Consider the following 19,182-nt stretch of genomic DNA (forward strand, 5'->3'; position numbering starts at 1 on the left):
CGAGCTTTCCGCGCGCGCCTCGCGCCGCGCGGCGCTAATTCGTTCTCGACGCGGCGCTCGAAAAAGCCGATCGGGGCCTTTCGGCCACAGAGCGCGATTTTTTCGAAACAATCGAGACGAAGGTCAATCTCGCCGGGAGTTGCGCGATGAAGGTTCTCGTGCCCGTCAAACGGGTGGTCGACTATAATGTGAAGATCAGGGTCAAGCCGGACGGTTCGGGCGTCGACGTCGCCAATGTGAAATTTTCGATGAATCCTTTCGACGAGATCGCCGTCGAGGAGGCCATTCGCCTGAAGGAGGCCGGCAAGGCGACGGAAGTCGTGCTCGTGACCATCGGCCCGGCCAAGGCGGACGAGACTTTGCGCTCCGGCATGGCCATCGGCGCCGACCGCGGAATTCACGTCAAGACCGACGAGCTGGTCGAGCCGCTGGCGGTGGCGAAGATTCTCGCCAAAATCGTCGCCGAGGAGGCTCCTGGCCTCGTCATTCTCGGTAAGCAGGCGATCGACGACGACAGCAATCAGACCGGCCAGATGCTCGCCGCTCTGCTCGGCTGGGGCCAGGGCACCTTCGCCTCCAAGGTGGAGATCGCCGAGGGCTCCGTGGATGTGACGCGCGAGGTCGATGGCGGCCTGCAGACGGTCACGCTGAAGCTGCCCGCCGTGGTGACGACGGATCTGCGCCTCAACGAGCCGCGCTACGCCAGCCTGCCGAACATCATCAAGGCGAAGAAGAAAGAGGTCGCGGCCAAGGCCCCGGCCGATTACGGCGTCGACGTCACGCCGCGCCTCGAGGTGCTGAAGACGGCCGAGCCGCCGGCCCGCAAGGCCGGCATAAAGGTCGGCTCCGTCCCCGAATTGCTGGAAAAGCTCAAGACTGCGGGAGTTCTGTAAATGACGGCGCTCATCGTCGCGGAAGTCACAGAGTCCGCGCTCGCCCCCTCCACCGCCAAGGCGCTGACGGCGGCGCTGCAGATCGGCGGCGGCGTTCATATTCTCGTCGCGGGCGAGAATGTCGGCCCGGCGGCCGAGGCCGCGGCCAAGCTCTCGGGCGTCGAGAAAGTGCTCATCGCCGACAATGCGGCCTATGGCCATCACCTGGCCGAGCCGCTGGCGGCGCTGATCGTGGGCCTCGCCGGCGCCTATGACGCCATTCTCGCGCCCTCCACCTCCAGCTCGAAGAATGTGCTGCCGCGCGTCGCCGCTCTGCTCGACGTGGCGCAGCTGTCGGACATCATCAAGGTCGTCTCCGCCGACATTTTCGAGCGGCCGATCTACGCCGGCAACGCCATTCAGACCGTGCGCTCCAAGGACGCCAAAAAGGTCATCACCGTGCGCACCGCCTCCTTCACGGCGACGGGCGAGGGCGGCTCCGCTTCGATCGAGGCGATCGGCGCGGGCTCCGATCCGGCGGTGTCGAGCTTCAAGAGCGAGGCGCTGGCCAAATCCGAGCGGCCGGAGCTGACGGCGGCCAAGATCATCGTCTCGGGCGGCCGCGGCTTGGCGAGCTCGGAGAATTTCAAGGAATATATCGAGCCTGTGGCGACCCGCCTCGGCGCGGCGATCGGCGCCTCGCGCGCGGCCGTCGACGCCGGCTACGCCCCCAATGATCTGCAGGTCGGCCAGACCGGCAAGGTGGTGGCGCCGGACCTCTATGTCGCCGTCGGCATCTCCGGCGCGATCCAGCATCTCGCCGGCATGAAGGACTCCAAGGTCATCGTCGCGATCAACAAGGACGAGGAGGCGCCGATCTTCCAGGTGGCCGACTATGGCCTCGTCGCGGATCTCTTCCCGACCTTGAAGGAGCTCGACGCCGAGCTGGCCAAGGCCGGTCGCTGAGGGGTTTGGGGCTCTTTCCCCGCTCGCGCGCGCAGCGAGCGGCGGAAGCCGGTGGGGGCGACGTCGCAAATATCTGGCGCCGCTCTCGATTCCCAGTCGGGCCGGCGGCCCGCCGGGATTGACGCCCTCCCAGGTCAGGGCGATGAAGCGGCCTGTTTCGCTGCGGTGCAAACGCCGGTTTTCACAAAGGCCGAACGCGCGCTATACTGAATTGGAAGCGCTCCGCTTCTCGCTGGTGGTGTTCGAAAGATGGGCTCTGAAATTCGCAAGATCGGCATTGTCGGCGCCGGGCAGATGGGCAAGGGCATTGCCCAGGTCTGCGCGGTCGCGGGTTTCGATGTGGCGCTCAACGACCTCTCCGAGAGCCGCATCGACGCCGGCCTGGACGATATAGCGACGCATCTCGCCAAGGCGGTGGAGCGCGGCCAGATCGACGAGGAGGCCCGCAAGGCCGCCGTCGCCCGCATCCATCCGGCCAAGGATTACGCCGCTTTTTCCGACAGCGACCTCGTGATCGAGGCCGCCACTGAGAATGAGGAGGTCAAGCGCGGCATCCTCACCGAGCTCGGCCCCAAGCTGCGGCCGGGCGCCTTCATCGGCACCAACACCTCCTCCATCTCCATCACCCGCCTCGCCGCGGTGACGGGGCGGCCGGAGCAGTTCATCGGCATTCATTTCATGAACCCGGTGCCGAAGATGCAGCTCGTCGAGGTGATTCGCGGCATCGCCACCGAGGACAAGACCTTCGAGGCGGCCAAGCAATTCATCGGCGAGCTCGGCAAGACGGTGACGGTGTCGGAGGATTTTCCGGCCTTCATCGTCAATCGCATCCTGCTGCCGATGATAAACGAGGCGATCTACACGCTCTATGAGGGCGTCGGCTCGGTGGAGGCGATCGACACGGCGATGAAGCTCGGCGCCAATCATCCGATGGGGCCGCTGCAGCTCGCCGATTTCATCGGCCTCGACGTCTGCCTGTCGGTGATGCAGGTGCTGCACGAGGGGCTGGCCGACTCCAAATATCGGCCCTGCCCGCTGCTGGTGAAATATGTCGAGGCCGGCTGGCTCGGCCGCAAGACGCAGCGCGGCTTCTACGATTACCGCAGCGGCACGCCGGTCCCGACCCGCTGAGGCGACGCCTGGAGCAAGGCCGCACGGCCGGAATGCTCCGGGCTTTCAGAATCCGAGCTCGCTGTGTGAGCCGAGGCGCACCAATTCCAGCCTTTCAGCGTCAGGCTTGCGGTATATGAGCAATAGGTCGGGGCGAAGGTGGCAATCTCTGTGATCCTTCCATTCCCCGATCAATTCATGGTCGCAATATCGCGCTGGCAACGGCTGATCTGCCGCCAGAAGGTTGACGGCGTCCAAAAGCAGCTGATCGATTTTCTTGCCCAGCACCCCTGACCGTTCACGCCGATAATCGTGCCGGAAGCGCGAGGTGTATTTAATCGCCCGCATTCAGGCTCTGGAGCAGGTTTTCAGGGGCGCCGACATCGACGAGCTCACCACGGCGAGCGGCCTTCATAGCCTCGACCGTTTCAGCGTTCGGCACGAGCAGCTCGAACGGCAAGGTCTTGTCCGTCGCGATCCGAACCATCATGAGCCGGAACGCATCGGACACAGTCAGGCCGATGGTCGCCAGCACGGCGGCGGCTTCCTCTTTCACATGCTCGTCGATGCGCGCACGGACGACGGTGTTGGTCATGGCTCGTCTCCTTGGGCCACAATGTAGCACATGCGGCAGCCCCTTCGATAGTCAGGCCTGCGGCCTGCCGGGAGCGACGCCCTCCGTCGCGCGTCTCTCGCGTCGCGACGCCGCAGGAATCGCTCGCGCGGCCAATAGCGCGGCGGTCGCTGCGGCGTAGAGCAGGGGCTCCGCCGGCCAGGATTTCACGATCAGCAGAAAATGCGTCGCCGCCAATATGGCGGCGACATAGACGAGCCGGTGCAGCCGCGCCCAGGCCGCGGCCCCGAGCCGACGGATCGCGGCGTTGCTGGAGGTCGCGGCCAAAGGGACGAGGATGACGAAAGCCGCCATGCCGATCGTCACATAGGGCCGCTTCAAAATATCGCGGCCGATGGCGGTCCAGTCGAGTCCATGGTCCAACGCGACATAGGCGGAAAGATGCAACGCCGCGTAATAAAAGGCGAGCAGTCCCAGCGCACGGCGATAGCGCAAGAGATCGACGCCCGCCGCGCGGCGCAGCGGCGCGATCAGCAGGCACAGCAGCAGAAAGCGCAGCGACCAGAGCCCGAGCCCCTGCTCGAGCGTCTTGATCGGCTCCGGCCCCAGCCGGTCCTGAAGGCCGAGATAGAAGGTCCAGGCCGCCGGGATGAGGCCCGCGACGTAGACGGCGAGCTTCGGGATGCGGAGAGCGGCGCGCATGTCAGAAATACCGCTCGAGGTCCATGCCGCCATAGAGCGAGGCGACCTGATCGCCATAGCCATTATACATCAGCGTCGGCCGCCTTTTGGCGAAGAGCCCGCCCTCGCCGATGCGCCGCTCCGTCGCCTGGCTCCAGCGCGGATGCTCGACGTTCGGATTGACGTTGGAATAGAAGCCGTATTCGCGCGGATTTTGAATGTTCCAGGACGTTTTGGGCTGCGACTCCACCAGCGAGATGCGCACGATGGATTTGATGCCCTTGAAGCCATATTTCCACGGAACCACTAGCCGCAGCGGCGCGCCATTCTGATTGGGCAGCGTCTCGCCATAGAGGCCGGTGGCGAGAATTGTGAGCGGATGCAGCGCCTCGTCGAGCCGCAGCCCCTCGACATAGGGCCAGGGCAGAAGCTGCAGCAGGCCCTTCTGGCCGGGCATCTCCTCCGGCCGCACCAGAGTCTCGAACGCCACATATTTGGCGGAGCCAAAAGGCTCAGCGCGCTTCAATATCTCGGAGAGCTGGACGCCGATCCAGGGAATGACCATGGACCAGCCCTCGACACAGCGCATCCGATAGACGCGCTCCTCGAGAGCGGACGGCTTTATGAGATCCTCGAGCTGGTAATCGGCCGGCTTGGCGACGAGCCCGTCGATCCGCACCTTCCACGGCTTGGTAGTGAGCCTATGGGCGTTGTCGGCCGGATCGCCCTTGCGGCCGCCGAACTCATAGAAATTATTATAGGCGAGCACATCCGCCCGCGGCGTCTTCGGCTCGTCCGTCGAGAAAGGGCTGCGCATGGCGGCGAGCGGCGCCGCTCGCGCCGCGCCCGCGAAAGCGAGGCCCGCGCCGAATCCGGCGAGAAACTCGCGCCGCCGCAGATAGAGGGAGCGCGGCGTGATCTCGGATGGGGCGATTTCGGGCGAATGACGAATCAGCATTTGCGCCTCGGGCGAAAAGAAAGAGCGGCGGCCCTCATGGGTCCGCCGCTCCTATTTCGTCATCCGGCGCGAGAGCGTTACGCCGCTCTCGGCCTTCGTATCAAAGCGAGGCCGCGGGCAGCGCCTCGAGCCTGGCAATTCCGGCGCGCACCGCGGACTGCACCTTCTCAAAGGCCCGGACCTCGATCTGCCGCACGCGCTCGCGGGAGACGCCGAACTCCTCGGACAAATCCTCGAGCGTCACCGGATCTTCGGAGAGGCGGCGCGCCTCGAAGATGCGGCGCTCGCGCGGGTTGAGCACGGTCAGCGCGCCGCGCAGCGCGTCCAGCCGATTGTCGCTCTCCTCCTGATGCATGAGCACATGCTCCTGATCGGTGGAGGCGTCGTCGACCAGCCAGTCCTGCCACTCGCCTTCGCCTTCCTCGCGCAGCGGCGCGTTCAGCGAGGCGTCGCCGGCCATGCGGCGATTCATCTCGATGACGTCCTGCTTCGAGACGCCGAGGCGGGTGGCGATCGTCGCGACATGCTCTGGCGTGAGATCGCCGTCCTCGAAGGCTGAGATTTTGCTCTTGGCCTTGCGGAGATTGAAGAACAGCTTCTTCTGGCTCGCCGTGGTGCCCATTTTCACGAGCGACCAGGAGCGCAGGATATATTCCTGAATCGAGGCGCGGATCCACCACATGGCGTAGGTGGCCAAGCGAAAGCCGCGGTCCGGCTCGAAGCGCTTGACGGCCTGCATCAAGCCGACATTGCCCTCGGACACGATCTCGCCGATCGGCAGGCCATAGCCGCGATAGCCCATGGCGATCTTGGCGACGAGCCGAAGGTGGGATGTGACGAGCTTTTGCGCGGCCTGTGGGTCCTCGTGCTCGCGCCAGCGCTTTGCGAGCATATATTCTTCCTGCGGCTCCAGCATGGGGAACCGGCGGATCTCGGCGAGGTACCGCGCGAGGCCGCTTTCACCGGAGACGATGGGCAGGGCGTTCGCCATTTTCACCTCCTGACGGGCCCCCGCTATGCGGCGAGCCCGTAATGCGCGACCGCAAGCGCCGGCCGCAACGCCTCAATATAGACCGATCCGAGCATGGCCGAAAGATGGCTCTTCGCTAAGCGCCAAATGGCCGCCGGGTTAAATTTCTGTAATATGCGTAGGGGCGTCGCAAAGGGGGCGTCGCAGATTGCCAACGCTACTTAGCGCGCGGCGGCGCGGTGTCACGCGCAGAGGCGGCGCAGGCGCGGACGATGCGCGAATGCGAATGCGTCTACCTCTTGCGGATGCTAATCTCCACCTATGCTCTGTCGAAACGACCCGAGGTTGCGCTATGCAGAAGAAGGTGACGATCACGATCGACGAAGCGGTTTATGACGGCTTGGTCCGTGTCATTGGACGAAGGAAGATCAGCCGCTTCCTCGAGGATTTGGCGCGACCGCATGTGTTGAGCGACGATCTCGCCGACGCCTATCGCGCGATGGCGGCGGATGCGACGCGCGAGCAGGAGGCGCTGGACTGGAGCGAGGCTCTGATCGTGGACGCGCGCAATGCTGCGCGGTGAGGTTTGGTGGATCGACTTCGACTCCTCGAAAGGGGGCGAGATACGCAAGCTCAGGCCAGCCGTCATCGTCAGCAACGACGCCGCCAACGCCGCCTTGAACCGGGTGCAGGTCGTGCCACTGACCAGCAACACCGGGAGGCTCTATCCGAGCGAAGCCGTGGTCTCCATCGGCGCCAAGCAGAGCAAAGCGATGGCGGATCAATTGACGACCGCAGCGAAGGAACGGTTCAGAGATCGCCTCGGGAAGCTATCGCGAGACGATATGGAGGCCGTCGAGCGAGCGATTAGAGTCCAGCTCGCTCTCTAAAGTGTTTTCAAGCGAAGCCTGAACCGGCCGGGGCGACGCGCCAGAACTCCGCGGCGCCGGGCGGGAGCGTCGCCAGCATGCGATCGAATTCCGCCTCGTCCACGCAGGCGCGCAGAGCGCCGGCGACATCGACGATGGCGCTGTCGGGCGAAAAATTATGGTCGCGCCGCAATGATCGGACTTCCTCGGTCAGCGCCGCTCGGGACGAGAATGCGCGCGGCGGCTCCTCCACGTCCCAATCGGCGACGAAGATCGCGCGCAGCACCGGAGGAAGCGCGCCGGCGAAGCGAATGGCGTCAGAAATTTCGAGACGACGGCGGAATGTCAGCAGGACGCTCTGCGCCGTCGTATAGGCCTGATTGCGCGTCGCCAGCCCCGTTCGTTCGACGACGAGCCGCAGGAAGCGCTCGAACTCCTCTGAGGCGTGCTGATACTCCATCGGAATCGGCATGGCTCGTCGTCTCGTCGTAGCGGGTCAGCTCGCTTCGAGCGCCCTCTGCAAAGCCGTGAGGTCTTCCGGCAATTCGCTCTCGAACATCAGCTCCTCGCGCGTCACCGGATGGGTGAAGCCGAGCGAGGCGGCGTGCAGCGCCTGGCGGCCGAGCGTTTCCACGGCGGCGCGGGCGGCGGGGGAGAGCAGCGCGGTCTTGGTCTTGAAGCCGGCGCCATAGGCAGCGTCGCCGATCAACGGATGACCGATATGGGCCATATGCACGCGAATCTGATGCGTGCGGCCGGTCTCCAGCTGGCAGGCCACCAGCGAAGCGGGTCCGAAGCTCTCGACCAGCTCCCAATGCGTCACCGCCTCGCGACCGCGCTCCTCGGGCACGACGGCCATTTTCTCGCGTTGGGTCGAGTGGCGGCCGATGGGCGCCTCGATCACGCCATGGCGGCGCTCCGGCGCGCCCCAGACAAAGGCGAGATATTCGCGCACCAGATGCAGCTTGCGGCCATGATCCTCGAAGAGGCGCGACAGGCCCTTATGCGCGGCGTCGGTCTTGGCGACGACCAGCAGGCCGGAGGTGTCCTTGTCGATGCGATGCACGATGCCGGGCTTTTTGACGCCGCCTATGCCCGAGAGGCTCGCGCCGCAATGGGCGAGCAGCGCGTTGACCAGCGTTCCCGTCTCATGGCCATGGGCGGGATGCACCACCAGCCCGGCGGGCTTGTCGACGACCAGAAGATGCGCGTCCTCGAACACGACATTCAGCGGAATATTCTCGGGCTGCGGCTCGGCGGGCTCTGGCGGCGGCACGGCGAGGGTGACGGAATCGCCTGCGGCGAGACGCCGGCTGGCGTCGCGCGCGGCTGCGGCGCCGATCGTCAGCCGTCCATCCTCGATCAGCGCTTTCAGCCGCGTGCGGGAGAGATGGGCGGCGACGAGCTCCGGCCGCTCGGCGAGGAAGCGGTCGAGCCGCGCCCCCGCCGCCTCCGGCGGAACCTCGAAGGAGAACAGAATATCGTCTTCCTCTTCGATCAAAGCGATTTCTGCGGCGCCTTCGCGCATGGATTTCCTTCTCGTGCTGTCGGCGTGCTAACCAGCGCGCCTGTCCTCGTTTTCGCATCGGAGCCCGCGCCATAACGCCCGCCCCTTCCTCGCCGAAATGCGTCGTCATCGGCGGCGGACCGGCCGGCCTGTTCGCCGCGGACCTGCTCTCGCGGCAAGGCGCGAGCGTGACCGTCTATGAGCGCAAGCCGAGCGTCGCCCGCAAATTTCTGATGGCCGGGCGCGGCGGCCTCAATATCACGCATAGCGAGCCGCTCGATAGATTTATCGCCCGTTATGGCGAAGCTGCAGATCGGCTCGGCCCGATCATCGGAGCCTTTCCGCCGCAGAGCCTGCGCGATTATTGCGCGGAGCTGGGAGAGGAAACCTTCGTCGGCTCGAGCGGGCGCGTCTTCCCAAAGAGCTTCAAGGCCTCGCCTCTGTTGCGGGCGCTGCTCGGGCGGCTCGCCGCCAATGGCGTGCGCATCGAGACGCGCGCCAGTTTCGAGGGCTTTGCCGAGAGCGGCGCATCGCTGATCGCGGATGCGAGCGGCGCGCGCCGCGAGATCGCCGCCGAGGCCGTGATTCTGGCGCTGGGCGGCGCCTCCTGGCCGCGGCTCGGCGCCGATGGCGGCTGGGTCGAAACGCTGCGGGCGAAGGGCGTCGAGATCGCGCCGCTCCTTCCCGCCAATTGCGCCGTCGTCATCGATTGGCCCGCCGATTTCGCAAAGGCCTTCGAGGGGACGCCGCTGAAGACGATCGCTCTACGTCATGGCGAGGCGCGCAGTCTCGGCGATATCGTCGTCACGCGAAGGGGAATCGAGGGCGGTCCCGTCTATGCGCTCGCTTCCGCGCTCGGACGCGCGCTCGCGCGCGGCGAGGGCGCCACACTGCATGTCGATCTGCGCCCCAGCAGCACGGCGGAAACGCTCGCGCAAAGGCTCGCGCGCCCGCGTGAAAAGCAATCGCTCGCGACATTTTTGTGCAAGACGCTGCGGCTGACGAAATTGGAGATCGCGCTGCTGCGCCTCTGCGGGCCATTGCCGCAGGCGCCGGACGCGCTGGCGGAGCGCGTGAAAAATCTGCCGCTCGCCATTGTCGCGACGGCGGGCCTCGAGCGGGCGATCTCCACCGCCGGCGGCGTGCGCTTCGCGGCGCTCGACGACGATCTGATGCTGAAAAAGCTTCCCGGCGTCTTCGTCGCCGGCGAGATGCTGGATTTCGACGCGCCCACCGGCGGCTATCTGCTTCAGGCGAGCTTTTCGAGCGCTTTCGTGGCGGCGCGCGGCGTTGCGTGGCGCCTCGGACTGGCGGAGCCGAAATGACGACCTCTCGCTTTCCTCTGCCGTAGCACATCGTTTCTGTGGGATCGGCGCCGGCGAGCGAATTTCGCCGAATCGACAAAAGTCGCAACTAAGCCCATTGCTTCTATAGGAATTATAATCTTTAATGGCGGGTAATGTTTCGCACGAGGGGGATCATTCCATGACGGCTGCGGCTGCGGAGGCGTTCATTGCGGCGCCGGAAACGATCACGACGACGGGAGAGTTTCGCACCACCCAATCGCTTCTGCTGCCCGACGGCGGCCGCCCCAACTATGCGGTTGGCGTCGCGGCGGCGCTCGCCTATGCGCTGCTCCTGACCGCGGCGGTGAATTTCGCGCTGCCGCATACGGAGCCGACGACGGAAGAGCCGCTCGAGCTGGTCGTCGTCCCGAGCCCTGCGGTCGATCAGCCGCCGCCGGAGGAGATTCCGCAGCCCGAGGAGATCGACGACACGCCGCCGCCGCCCGAGGCGATCGAGCCTGTCGCGCCGATCGAGCCGCCGAAGCCGCCGGCGCCCAAGCCCGTTCCCAAAGTGGTGGAGAAAAAGCCGCCGACGCCGCGCCCCGCCACCGCCGCGCGCCAGGACGCCGCGCCGGCGCAGGCCGCGACGGCCAACGCCAATGCGCAGCAATCTATCGCCGCCAATCAATTCCTGTCCTGCATGCAGCGCTCGGCGCGCAACGCGGCGCCGGACGGGCCGATACCCAAGCATGGCCGCGTCGCCTATCGGGCGACATTCAGCGCCGGCGGCGCGATGACGGGATTCAACATCGTCTCCTCCTCCGGCAACGCCACGCTGGACGCCATAGCGACGCGCGTCGGCTCGCGCTGCGGCTCGCTGCCGGCGATCGGACGCGTCTTCGCCGTCAGCGGCGGCGTCGTCTTCTAACTCGTTCGCCGCAAACGTCTCTCTCGCCGACAAAGGACGAAAATCAAGATGAGTGATCCAGCAATCGGCGCGGCTTCCGCCGCCGTCGCCCACGCCCTCTCGCCGGTCGAGCTGTTTCTGCAGGCGGATTCGATCGTCAAGACCGTCATCGTGCTGCTGCTGCTCGCTTCGGCCTGGGGTTGGGCCGTGATCGCCGAGAAGCTCATTCGCCTGTCGCTGCTGCATCGCCGCGCCAGCGCGCTCATCGAGAGCGTTCAGAACGATCTTCCGGTGACGGAGGTCGCGCCCGCCTTCCTCGCCGCGCCGGCCAGCGATCCTCTGGCGCAGGTCTATAAGGCCGCGGTGGAGGAGTATCAGCGCTCGTCCGATCTCGTCGCCTCCGAGGGCCAGCGCGACGCTCTGCAGGAGCGCGTGCATCGCGTCTGCGTGCTGGCCAGCGCCGCCGCGATCGATCAGCTTCAGCAGCGTCTGCCGGGGCTCGCCACCATCGGCGCCGTCGGGCCTTTCGTCGGCCTGTTCGGCACGGTTTGGGGCATTATGAACTCCTTCCAGGGCATCGCCGCCTCCAACAACACCAGCCTCGCCGTGGTCGCGCCCGGCATCGCCGAGGCGCTGTTCGCCACCGCGCTCGGCCTCGTCGCCGCTATTCCGGCGGTGATCTTCTACAACCGCATCAGCGGCGACATCGGCGCTTACGGCAAGCGCGTGACCGCCTTCATCGGCGTCTTCGAGGTCGAGCTGTCCCGTCATCTTTCGCGCAAAGGGGAGCGTCATGGCCTTCGCGTTGCGTAAGCACGATTCGGAATTCGATTCCCAGCCGATCGCCGATATCAATGTCACGCCGCTCGTCGATGTGATGCTCGTCCTGCTCATCGTCTTCATGGTCGCCGCGCCGCTGATGACCTCCGGCATTCCGGTCGATCTGCCGAAGGCGCCCGCCAAGCAGCTCAACGATCAGAAGCCGCCGATCGTCGTCAGCGTCGACGCGGGCGGAGGCTTCTTCGTCGACAAGCGCGAGGTTCCGGCGGACGGATTGCTCGCCGCGCTCAGCGACGGCAGCGAAAACAGCAAGGATCGCCGCATCCATGTGCGCGCCGACAAGACCGTGCCCTACGGCCGCGTCGTCGAGGCCATGGGGGCGATCAACGCCGCCGGCTACACCAAGGTGGCGCTGGTCTCCGAGGCGCCGACGGGCGGCGCGAAATCCGCCCCCGCGCCTTGATCGTATTCGCCTTCTCCCCGCACGCGGGGAGAAGGAATGCGGCGAAGGCCGCGCGAGCCGATCCGCCGGAAGCCAATCGAATCTGCCTGCGCTTTTTCTTCGCTGACCAGTTTCGAGCCGCCCCGACTTTTCACGCATCCTCGACTTTTCACGCATCCTCGACTTGGCCCGACTACGGGTCGTCGGCGCAAACCCTCCCCAGGCGCGCCGGCGACCCGGTTTTTTATTCGGGGAAAGCTCCGCGAATCAAAACGCCGTGCGGCGTTCCAGCGCTGCGGCCAGAGTGCCTTCGTCGAGATAATCCAGCTCGCCGCCGACCGGCACGCCATGGGCGAGGCGCGTCGTTTTCACGCCGAGCGGCGCCAGAAGATCGGCGAGATAATGCGCCGTCGTCTGCCCGTCGACAGTGGCGTTCACCGCGATGATCGCCTCGCGCACGGAGCCCTCGCTCACGCGCTGCATCAGGCTCGCAATGTTCAGCTCATTGGGGCCGACGCCATCCAGGGGCGACAGCACGCCGCCGAGCACATGATAGCGCGCCGCCAGCAGCCCGGCGCGCTCCAGCGCCCAGAGATCGGCCACCGTCTCGACAATGACCAGAATGCCCGCGTCGCGGCGTGTGTCGCGGCAGATGGCGCAAGGGTCGCTGGTGTCGATATTGCCGCAGGTCGTGCAGGTGAGAATGCGCTCATGCGCGACGCGCATCGCCTCGCCGAGCGGGCCGAGCAATTCCTCGCGCTTGCGCATCAGATGCAGCACGGCGCGCCGCGCCGAGCGCGGCCCGAGCCCGGGCAATCGCGCCAGCAATTGCACGAGGCGCTCGATCTCGGGTCCAGCGATGCGTTCGGCCACTTTGTTTCGCTCGAAGCGCTCAGAACGGCAGCTTCAGACCCGGCGGCAGCTGCAATCCGCCGGTCACTTCCTTCATCTTCTCGGCGAGCGTCTCCTCCGCCTTGGCGCGCGCCTGCGCATGGGCGGTGACGATCAGATCCTCGAGAATGTCGCTCTCCTCCGGTTTCAAAAGGCTCGGATCGATGGCGAGGCGCTGCAGCGCGCCTTTGGCGGTCATCGTCACGCGCACCAGCCCGCCGCCGGCCTCGCCTTCCACCAGAGTCTGGTCGAGCTGCCCTTGCAGCTCGGCCATTTTCGATTGCATGGCCTGCGCCTGCTTCATCAGTCCCATGAAGTCGAGCATGTCTCTCTCCCCGCGCGGCGACGCTTCAGACGTCGTCCGGCTCCTCGTCGTCATAAGCCAATTCGGCGCCGGCCGTCGCGGCCTGCTCCGTCTCCTTGCCGCGCACGGCGACGATCTCCGCGCCGGGAAACCGCGCCAAAATGCTCGCCACCAGCGGATCGGCCTCGATCCCGGAGCGCTTCTCGCTCTCGCGGGCCACGGCTTCCTCGCGCAGCGTCGGCGCGCCGCCGGCGGCGAGCGCCACCAGCCAGCGCGTCCCGGTCCAGTCCTGCAGCTTCTGCATCAAGAGCTGCGGCAGCCGCGCCGAGCCGCCCGGCGTCAGCTCGAACTCGATGCGTCCCTGCTCGAAGCGCACGAGCCGCACTTCCGTCTCGAGCGCGATCTTCAATTGTATGTCGCGCTTCTCGCCGGCCAGGGCAACGAGGGCGCGGAAATCGGCGATTTTCACCCCCGCCGCCGGGGATGGCTCCGCGGCGCGGCGCTGGGCCGGCGCGGCGCTGGTCGCGACCACGGAAGGCGCGGGCGAGAAAGCTGCGGGCTTGGGCGCCGGCGCGAGCGCGACCGGGGGCCGCTCGCCGCCGGGCGCCGCCGCGGGGGCCGAGCCCGGCGCGGGACGCGGCGCGCCGCCTTGGCCGAAGCCGAGCTTGCGCAGCGCCTCCTCCGGCGAGGGCATTTCGGCGGCGTGGGTCAGACGCACCAGCACCATATCGGCGCTGGCGAGAGGACGCGGCGAACTGCGCAGCTCGTCGACGCCCTTCATCAAAATCTGCCACGCCCGCGTCAGCACGGAAATGGAGAGCGTTCCCGCGGCGTCGCCGCCGCGGCGGCGCTCCTCTTCCGTCAGCGCATTGGATTGCGCGGCGTCCGGCGCGAGCTTCAGCCGCGTCACCAGATGGGTGAATTCAGCGAGCTCCAGCAGCACTTGCGCCGGATCGGCGCCGCCGTCGTATTGGTCCTGAAGCAAAGCGATGGCGGCGGCGATCTCGCCCTTCATCGCCGCCTCGAAGAGATCGATGACGCGGGATTTGTCGGCGACGCCGAGCATCAGCCGCAAATCCTGCGCGGCGATCGCGCCGCCGCCCGCCGCGCCGTGGGCGATGGCCTGATCGAGCAGCGACAGCGCGTCGCGCGCCGAGCCTTCCGCCGCGCGGGCGACCATGGCCAGCGCCTCGTCCTCGATCGTCACGCTCTCGAGATCGCAGATCTTGCGCAAATGCGCCGCGAGCAGGCCCGCGTCTATGCGGCGCAGATCGAAGCGCTGGCAGCGCGAGCGCACGGTGACGGGAACCTTGTCGATCTCCGTCGTCGCGAAGATGAATTTCACATGTTCCGGCGGCTCTTCCAGCGTCTTCAGCAGGCCGTTGAACGCGGCCTTGGAGAGCATGTGCACTTCGTCGATGATGTAGACTTTGACGCGCGCCATCACCGGCCGATAGCGCGCATTCTCGATGATCTCGCGAATATCGTCGATGCCGGTGTGCGAGGCGGCGTCCATCTCCAGCACGTCCGGGTGGCGCGAATCGATGATCGCCTGACAATGCGCGCCGAGCGCGTCCATATGGATCGTCGGGCGATCGACGGCGGGGCGGCCGTCCCGCGCGGGAAGCTCGTAATTGAAGGCGCGGGCGAGAATGCGCGCGGTGGTCGTCTTGCCGACGCCGCGCACGCCGGTCAAGAGATAGGCCTGATGGATACGGTTCAGCTCGAAGGCGTTCTCGAGCGTGCGCACCATCGGCTCCTGGCCGATGAGATCGGCGAAGCCGGAGGGACGATATTTGCGCGCCAGCACGCGATAGGCGGCCTGCCCCTCGCGCTTGGCCTGCGGCTCGGCGGGAAAAAGGGCGTCGGATGGCGCAGAATGCTCGTCGTCCATCTTATCGCCCGGAGGGGGTCCGCCCTTTGGTCGGCGCCGGGGCGGCGGCGCAAAAAGTGGGAGGCTGGACGAAGACCCGCCCGGAACTCGTTAGGGCTGCTTCCTTCCGGACCTGACCCGGTTGGCGAGTGGAGCGTCCACCGCCAACCTCCCGCGCCCTATGTGGCAAAACTCGCGCGCCGGCGCAAGAGCGCCTTTGCTAATGCTCCCCCTTGCCCACCTCGCGCGCCTTGGCGGCGAGCTTCTCGGTCTGCTCGCTGATGTCGGCGATGATCTTGCCGGCCGCCTCCTGGCTCGCCTTGGTGGCCTGCTCGCTCGCGCTCTGGGCGGAGACGAAAGCCTCTTTGGCGAGATTGGAGCACAGCTCGCCGACGCGCGAGGCGCGGGCGAAGAAATCGCCATAGGCGTTGCGGTAGAACTCCGACTGCAATTGCACGATGTCGTCGATTTTCTGCACGCGCATCAGCTTCTCGAAATAATTGCGGCTATTGTCGAGCGATTGCTTGGAGTAGTCGGTCGCCTCCTCCGCTATGGCGCGCAGGCTCTTGGCGGTGGAACTGGTCGCGGTGTTGAAGGCGTCGAGCTGATATTTTCCGAGATCACGAAAATCGTCGAAATTCAGATTGGCCATCGCATCCTCCCGCCGGTCGCGGCGCGTGGGAGGCGGCCCTCCGAGGCTACGCGCACGCGACGCTGCTCGCTGGCGCGATTCTCGGAAATGCGCGGCGCGCGCGCAAATCGTGGAAACCACGTAATCGCGCTCGCGCCCGCGCTGCTCGGCGAGGCGTCAGATCGTCAGCTGAGCGCCGAGTTCCACCACACGGTCGGTCGGTATGGAGAAGAAGTCCGTGGCGTTGGCCGATTGCCGGGTCAGCGCGACATAGAGCCTGTCCTGCCAGACCGGCATTTCCGAGGCCGGGCTCTCCTTGATCGAGCGCCGGCCGAGGAAGAAGGAGGTGGTCATAATATCGTATTTGACCCCCGCCTTGCGCATCGCCGCCAGCGCCGCCGGCACGCGCGGGCTCTCCATGAAGCCGAAGTGCAGAGTCGCGCGGGTGAAGTCGGGCGCGAGCTTCTCGATCTCGAAGCGCTTTTCCGGCGGCACGCGCGGCGTGTCCTCCGTGTTCACGCATATGACCAGCACGCGCTCGTGCAGCACCTTATTGTGCTTGAGATTATGCAGCAGCGCGGTGGGCGCGACCTCCGGGTCGCTGGTCAGGAAGACGGCCGTGCCGGGCACGCGCGTCGGCTTGGATTTCTCCAGCATGGCGATGAGATCGCGGATGGGGATCGAATCGCGATGCGTCTTCTCCGCGAGCAGCGAGGTGCCGCGCACCCAGGTCCACATCACCACCATGGAGCCGCCGCCGAGCAGCAACGGAACCCAGCCGCCCTCGACCACCTTCATCAGATTGGCGGCCAGAAAGGCGAGATCGACGGTGAGGAAGGCCAGGATGAACAGCGACGCCGCCCACAGCGGCCAATGCCATTTGCGCCACACGACGATAAAGGCGAGCGCCGTCGTCGTCACCATCGTGCCGGTCACGGCGATGCCATAGGCGGAGGCGAGCGCGCTCGAGCTCTTGAAGGCCGTGACCAGCACCAGCACGCCGATCAGCAGCAGCCGATTGACGCGGCCGATATAGATCTGCCCCTCCTGCGTCGCGGAAGTGTGGGTGATCTCGAGGCGCGGCAGCAGGCCGAGTTGTATCGCCTGGCGCACGATGGAGAAGGCGCCGGTGATGACCGCCTGGCTGGCGATGACGGTGGCGAGCGTCGAGAGAATGACCAGCGGCAGCAGCGCCCAGTCCGGCGCCAGCAGGAAGAAGGGATTCTCGATCGCCTTGGGATCGGCGAGGATCAACGCGCCCTGGCCGAGATAATTGAGGAACAGGGCCGGCAGCACGAAGAAGATCCAGGCGATCTGGATCGGCGCGCGGCCGAAATGGCCCATATCGGCGTAGAGCGCCTCGGCGCCGGTGACGACGAGGAAGACCGAGCCCAGCACGGCGAAGCCGATCCAGCCATGGGTCAGCAGAAACATGAAGCCATGGCGCGGATCGAAGGCGCGCAGCACCTGCGGGGCATCGCCGATATGGGAGGCGCCGAGCGCCGCCATCACGATGAAGAAGATCGCCATCACCGGGCCGAACAGCGCGGCGACGCGCGCCGTGCCATGGCTCTGCCCCCAGAACAGCGAGACGAGAATCGCGACGGTGATGGGGAAGACGAACTCGCCGAATTTCGGATTGACGATCTCGAGGCCCTCGACCGCCGATAGCACGGAGATGGCCGGCGTGATGATGGCGTCGCCAGAGAACAGCGCCGCGCCGGCGACGCCGAGCAGGAAGACAGGGGTCGCGCGCCGGCCCAGCGCGCTCTGCGCCAGCGCCATCAGCGAGAGAATGCCGCCCTCGCCGCGATTGTCGGCGCGCATCAGGAAGAACACATATTTCGCGGTGACGGTGAAGATCAGCGCGAAAATGAGCAGCGAGATCGTGCCGATGACGACATCCTCGCCGAGCCCGCCGGATTTGGCGTGGGCGAGCGACTCGCGCAGCGCATAGAGCGGGCTGGTGCCGATATCGCCATAGACGACGCCGATCGAGCCGATGATGAGGCCGGCGGCGTTCGCCGAGCCGTGTCCCTCGGCGACGGGCGCCGGCTGCGTCGCCGACGCGCCCTCCGCGTCGCATCGAGAGGAAGAGCCCGCCGCGTCACGCGCCACATTGGGATCCATGGAAATTTCCTCGAATGACATCGGAATGCGCGGGCGCGCCGCCGGTCCCTCGACATGCTGTTCGGCATGCTCGGACCCGGCTGCGCCGGCGCGGCGATATACGCCTGTTCCAGATAGAAGAGAAGCCGCCGCCGGCCATTTCTGAGGAAAATCCCGTAGACGCGGGCGGTTGCGGCGCGCCGGCCGCCGGCCGGGCTGGCCTCGCGGCCGCGGCGATGCTATGGCCGAGCCCTCGTCACATCGTCCCCGGCGACCCCGGCGACGCGAACGCTCGGAATATGATCGCGATTGTCCTCGGAGGCGTCGGCCTCCTCGTCTGGCTCTATCTCCTGCTCGGCAATGGCGGCTTCTGGCGCCTCACTGAGCACGACCGCCGTTTCGTCCCCAAGGGCGCGCAGGCTCCCAAGGGCGTCCGCGTCGTCGCCGTCATTCCGGCGCGCGATGAGGCGGATGTCGTCGCCATCGGCCTTCGATCCTTGTTCCGCCAGGAGTTTTCGGGCCGGCTCGAGATCGTCCTCGTCGATGACGAGAGCTCCGACGGCACGGCCGAGGTCGCCCGCACCTGCGCCCGCGAGGAGGGCGCCGAGGATCGGCTCACCGTGCTCCAGGGGCGCCCGGAGCAGGGCTGGACCGGCAAGCTCGCGGCCATGGACCGCGGCTTCGCCCATGTGCTCTCCTCCGGCGTCTCGCCCGATTTCGTGCTGTTCTGCGACGCCGACATCGCCTTCGCACCGGGCCTCGTCGAGCGGCTGGTCGCCGGGGCGGCGGCGCGCGGGACGGTGCTCTCCTCGCTGATGGTCAAGCTGCGCTGCGAGAGCCTCGCCGAGCGCTGGTTCGTGCCGGCTTTCGTCTTCTTCTTCCAAATGCTCTACCCCTTCCCGCGCGTGAACGACCCGAAAAGCCCGGTCGCCGGGGCGGCCGGCGGGGTGATGCTGGTGCGCCCGGCGGCGCTGGAGGAGGCCGGCGGCCTGCAACAAATCCGCGGCGCGCTGATCGACGATTGCGCGCTCGGCAAGCTCATGAAGAAGCAGGGGCCGATCTGGCTCGGCCTCACCGACGACGCTTGGAGCCTGCGGCCCTATCCGTATTTGCGCGATATAGAGCAGATGGTGACGCGCTCGGCCTATGCGCAATTGGGCTATTCTCCCTGGCGTCTCGCCGGCGCGGTTCTCGGCATGGGCCTCGTCTATCTCGCGCCGCCCATTCTCGCCTTCGCGGCGCCAGAGCCGGCGGCCTATATCGCGCTCGTCGCCTATCTATTGATGGCGCAGTCCTATATGCCGTCTCTGCGTTTCTACGGACGCAATCGGCTGGGCGCCTTCGCCTTGCCGGCGGTCGCCGCCTGCTATACGTGGTTCACGCTATTGTCCGCTTGGCGGCACACACGCGGGCGCGGCGGCGCGTGGAAGGGCCGCTATCAGGCCCCCTGAG

General features: G+C 66.5%; 22 protein-coding genes and 1 other RNA gene. 10 read left to right on the forward strand and 13 right to left on the reverse strand.

Annotated features, from left to right (window positions below):
- Positions 1 to 146 precede the first annotated feature (146 nt).
- The 3 genes from GYH34_RS01155 (at position 147) to GYH34_RS01165 (ending at position 2,969) form a co-directional block, all read left to right on the forward strand.
- Positions 147 to 893 carry an electron transfer flavoprotein subunit beta/FixA family protein gene (locus GYH34_RS01155; RefSeq protein ID WP_161911993.1) on the forward strand — a complete coding sequence of 249 codons (747 nt, stop codon included), beginning with the start codon at positions 147 to 149 and terminating at the stop codon, positions 891 to 893.
- A complete protein-coding gene (locus GYH34_RS01160; protein WP_161911994.1) occupies positions 894 to 1,838 on the forward strand; it encodes an FAD-binding protein in 945 nt (314 codons plus the stop codon).
- Between the two features lie 249 nt (positions 1,839 to 2,087).
- Positions 2,088 to 2,969 (forward strand): 3-hydroxybutyryl-CoA dehydrogenase, encoded by an 882-nt coding sequence (locus tag GYH34_RS01165; RefSeq protein WP_018267072.1) that lies wholly within the window; start codon positions 2,088 to 2,090, stop codon positions 2,967 to 2,969.
- Positions 2,970 to 3,014: 45 nt separating this feature from the next.
- Here GYH34_RS01165 and GYH34_RS01170 read toward each other — a convergent pair whose 3' ends face one another.
- From GYH34_RS01170 to rpoH, 5 genes are all read right to left on the reverse strand, one after another.
- On the reverse strand, positions 3,015 to 3,296 hold the full coding sequence (locus GYH34_RS01170; RefSeq protein ID WP_161911995.1) for a type II toxin-antitoxin system YafQ family toxin: 282 nt from the start codon (positions 3,294 to 3,296) through the stop codon (positions 3,015 to 3,017).
- Complete coding sequence (locus tag GYH34_RS01175) at positions 3,283 to 3,543, reverse strand: type II toxin-antitoxin system RelB/DinJ family antitoxin (protein ID WP_161911996.1); 261 nt, start codon at positions 3,541 to 3,543, stop codon at positions 3,283 to 3,285. The genes GYH34_RS01170 and GYH34_RS01175 overlap by 14 nt, the downstream gene beginning before the upstream one ends.
- Positions 3,544 to 3,594: 51 nt before the next feature.
- Positions 3,595 to 4,224 (reverse strand): protein-methionine-sulfoxide reductase heme-binding subunit MsrQ, encoded by a 630-nt coding sequence (gene msrQ, locus GYH34_RS01180; protein WP_161911997.1) that lies wholly within the window; start codon positions 4,222 to 4,224, stop codon positions 3,595 to 3,597.
- A gap of 1 nt (position 4,225) precedes the next feature.
- A complete protein-coding gene (gene msrP, locus GYH34_RS01185; RefSeq protein ID WP_161911998.1) occupies positions 4,226 to 5,161 on the reverse strand; it encodes a protein-methionine-sulfoxide reductase catalytic subunit MsrP in 936 nt (311 codons plus the stop codon).
- 100 nt (positions 5,162 to 5,261) lie between these two features.
- On the reverse strand, positions 5,262 to 6,152 hold the full coding sequence (rpoH, locus tag GYH34_RS01190; RefSeq protein ID WP_161911999.1) for an RNA polymerase sigma factor RpoH: 891 nt from the start codon (positions 6,150 to 6,152) through the stop codon (positions 5,262 to 5,264).
- A 331-nt stretch (positions 6,153 to 6,483) separates the two neighbouring features.
- Between rpoH and GYH34_RS01195 the strand changes: the two genes are divergently transcribed.
- The gene (locus tag GYH34_RS01195; protein ID WP_161912000.1) at positions 6,484 to 6,714 is read left to right on the forward strand and encodes an NAD(P)H-dependent oxidoreductase; all 231 of its coding nucleotides are present in this window, start codon (positions 6,484 to 6,486) and stop codon (positions 6,712 to 6,714) included.
- Entirely contained in the window at positions 6,701 to 7,021 is a 321-nt protein-coding gene (locus GYH34_RS01200) for a type II toxin-antitoxin system PemK/MazF family toxin (protein WP_161912001.1), read from the forward strand. Before GYH34_RS01195 ends, GYH34_RS01200 begins: the two co-directional genes overlap by 14 nt.
- Positions 7,022 to 7,028: 7 nt before the next feature.
- Here GYH34_RS01200 and GYH34_RS01205 read toward each other — a convergent pair whose 3' ends face one another.
- Together GYH34_RS01205 and GYH34_RS01210 are read right to left on the reverse strand one after the other, a co-directional pair.
- Positions 7,029 to 7,472, reverse strand: a complete 444-nt coding sequence (locus GYH34_RS01205) for a DUF2267 domain-containing protein (protein WP_161912002.1) — start codon at positions 7,470 to 7,472, stop codon at positions 7,029 to 7,031.
- A gap of 24 nt (positions 7,473 to 7,496) precedes the next feature.
- Complete coding sequence (locus tag GYH34_RS01210) at positions 7,497 to 8,528, reverse strand: RluA family pseudouridine synthase (RefSeq protein WP_161912003.1); 1,032 nt, start codon at positions 8,526 to 8,528, stop codon at positions 7,497 to 7,499.
- A 128-nt stretch (positions 8,529 to 8,656) separates the two neighbouring features.
- Between GYH34_RS01210 and GYH34_RS01215 the strand changes: the two genes are divergently transcribed.
- The 4 genes from GYH34_RS01215 (at position 8,657) to GYH34_RS01230 (ending at position 11,943) form a co-directional block, all read left to right on the forward strand.
- A complete protein-coding gene (locus tag GYH34_RS01215) occupies positions 8,657 to 9,832 on the forward strand; it encodes a TIGR03862 family flavoprotein (RefSeq protein WP_348983920.1) in 1,176 nt (391 codons plus the stop codon).
- Between the two features lie 160 nt (positions 9,833 to 9,992).
- Positions 9,993 to 10,721: a hypothetical protein gene (locus GYH34_RS01220; protein ID WP_161912004.1), complete on the forward strand. Its 729-nt coding sequence runs from the start codon at positions 9,993 to 9,995 to the stop codon at positions 10,719 to 10,721.
- A 48-nt stretch (positions 10,722 to 10,769) separates the two neighbouring features.
- The gene (locus GYH34_RS01225) at positions 10,770 to 11,513 is read left to right on the forward strand and encodes a MotA/TolQ/ExbB proton channel family protein (RefSeq protein ID WP_161912005.1); all 744 of its coding nucleotides are present in this window, start codon (positions 10,770 to 10,772) and stop codon (positions 11,511 to 11,513) included.
- Complete coding sequence (locus tag GYH34_RS01230) at positions 11,494 to 11,943, forward strand: biopolymer transporter ExbD (RefSeq protein WP_161912006.1); 450 nt, start codon at positions 11,494 to 11,496, stop codon at positions 11,941 to 11,943. Before GYH34_RS01225 ends, GYH34_RS01230 begins: the two co-directional genes overlap by 20 nt.
- Before the next feature lie 246 nt (positions 11,944 to 12,189).
- Here GYH34_RS01230 and recR read toward each other — a convergent pair whose 3' ends face one another.
- The 6 genes from recR to GYH34_RS01260 form a co-directional block, all read right to left on the reverse strand.
- Entirely contained in the window at positions 12,190 to 12,795 is a 606-nt protein-coding gene (gene recR, locus GYH34_RS01235; RefSeq protein ID WP_108915733.1) for a recombination mediator RecR, read from the reverse strand.
- Positions 12,796 to 12,814: 19 nt separating this feature from the next.
- Positions 12,815 to 13,138, reverse strand: a complete 324-nt coding sequence (locus GYH34_RS01240; RefSeq protein ID WP_018267059.1) for a YbaB/EbfC family nucleoid-associated protein — start codon at positions 13,136 to 13,138, stop codon at positions 12,815 to 12,817.
- 25 nt (positions 13,139 to 13,163) lie between these two features.
- On the reverse strand, positions 13,164 to 15,011 hold the full coding sequence (locus tag GYH34_RS01245) for a DNA polymerase III subunit gamma/tau (RefSeq protein ID WP_161912007.1): 1,848 nt from the start codon (positions 15,009 to 15,011) through the stop codon (positions 13,164 to 13,166).
- A gap of 55 nt (positions 15,012 to 15,066) precedes the next feature.
- Positions 15,067 to 15,164: signal recognition particle sRNA small type (ffs, locus tag GYH34_RS01250), an RNA gene on the reverse strand.
- A gap of 46 nt (positions 15,165 to 15,210) precedes the next feature.
- Positions 15,211 to 15,642, reverse strand: coding sequence for a phasin family protein (locus GYH34_RS01255; RefSeq protein WP_161912008.1), 432 nt, complete (start codon positions 15,640 to 15,642; stop codon positions 15,211 to 15,213).
- Positions 15,643 to 15,798: 156 nt separating this feature from the next.
- Positions 15,799 to 17,751: a potassium transporter Kup gene (locus GYH34_RS01260; protein ID WP_244635220.1), complete on the reverse strand. Its 1,953-nt coding sequence runs from the start codon at positions 17,749 to 17,751 to the stop codon at positions 15,799 to 15,801.
- A gap of 278 nt (positions 17,752 to 18,029) precedes the next feature.
- Here GYH34_RS01260 and GYH34_RS01265 point away from each other — a divergent pair, with 278 nt between their 5' ends.
- Positions 18,030 to 19,181: a glycosyltransferase gene (locus GYH34_RS01265; RefSeq protein ID WP_161912010.1), complete on the forward strand. Its 1,152-nt coding sequence runs from the start codon at positions 18,030 to 18,032 to the stop codon at positions 19,179 to 19,181.
- Position 19,182 lies beyond the last annotated feature (1 nt).

The organism is Methylosinus sp. C49 (assembly GCF_009936375.1).
In the GTDB taxonomy this organism is placed as follows: domain Bacteria; phylum Pseudomonadota; class Alphaproteobacteria; order Rhizobiales; family Beijerinckiaceae; genus Methylosinus.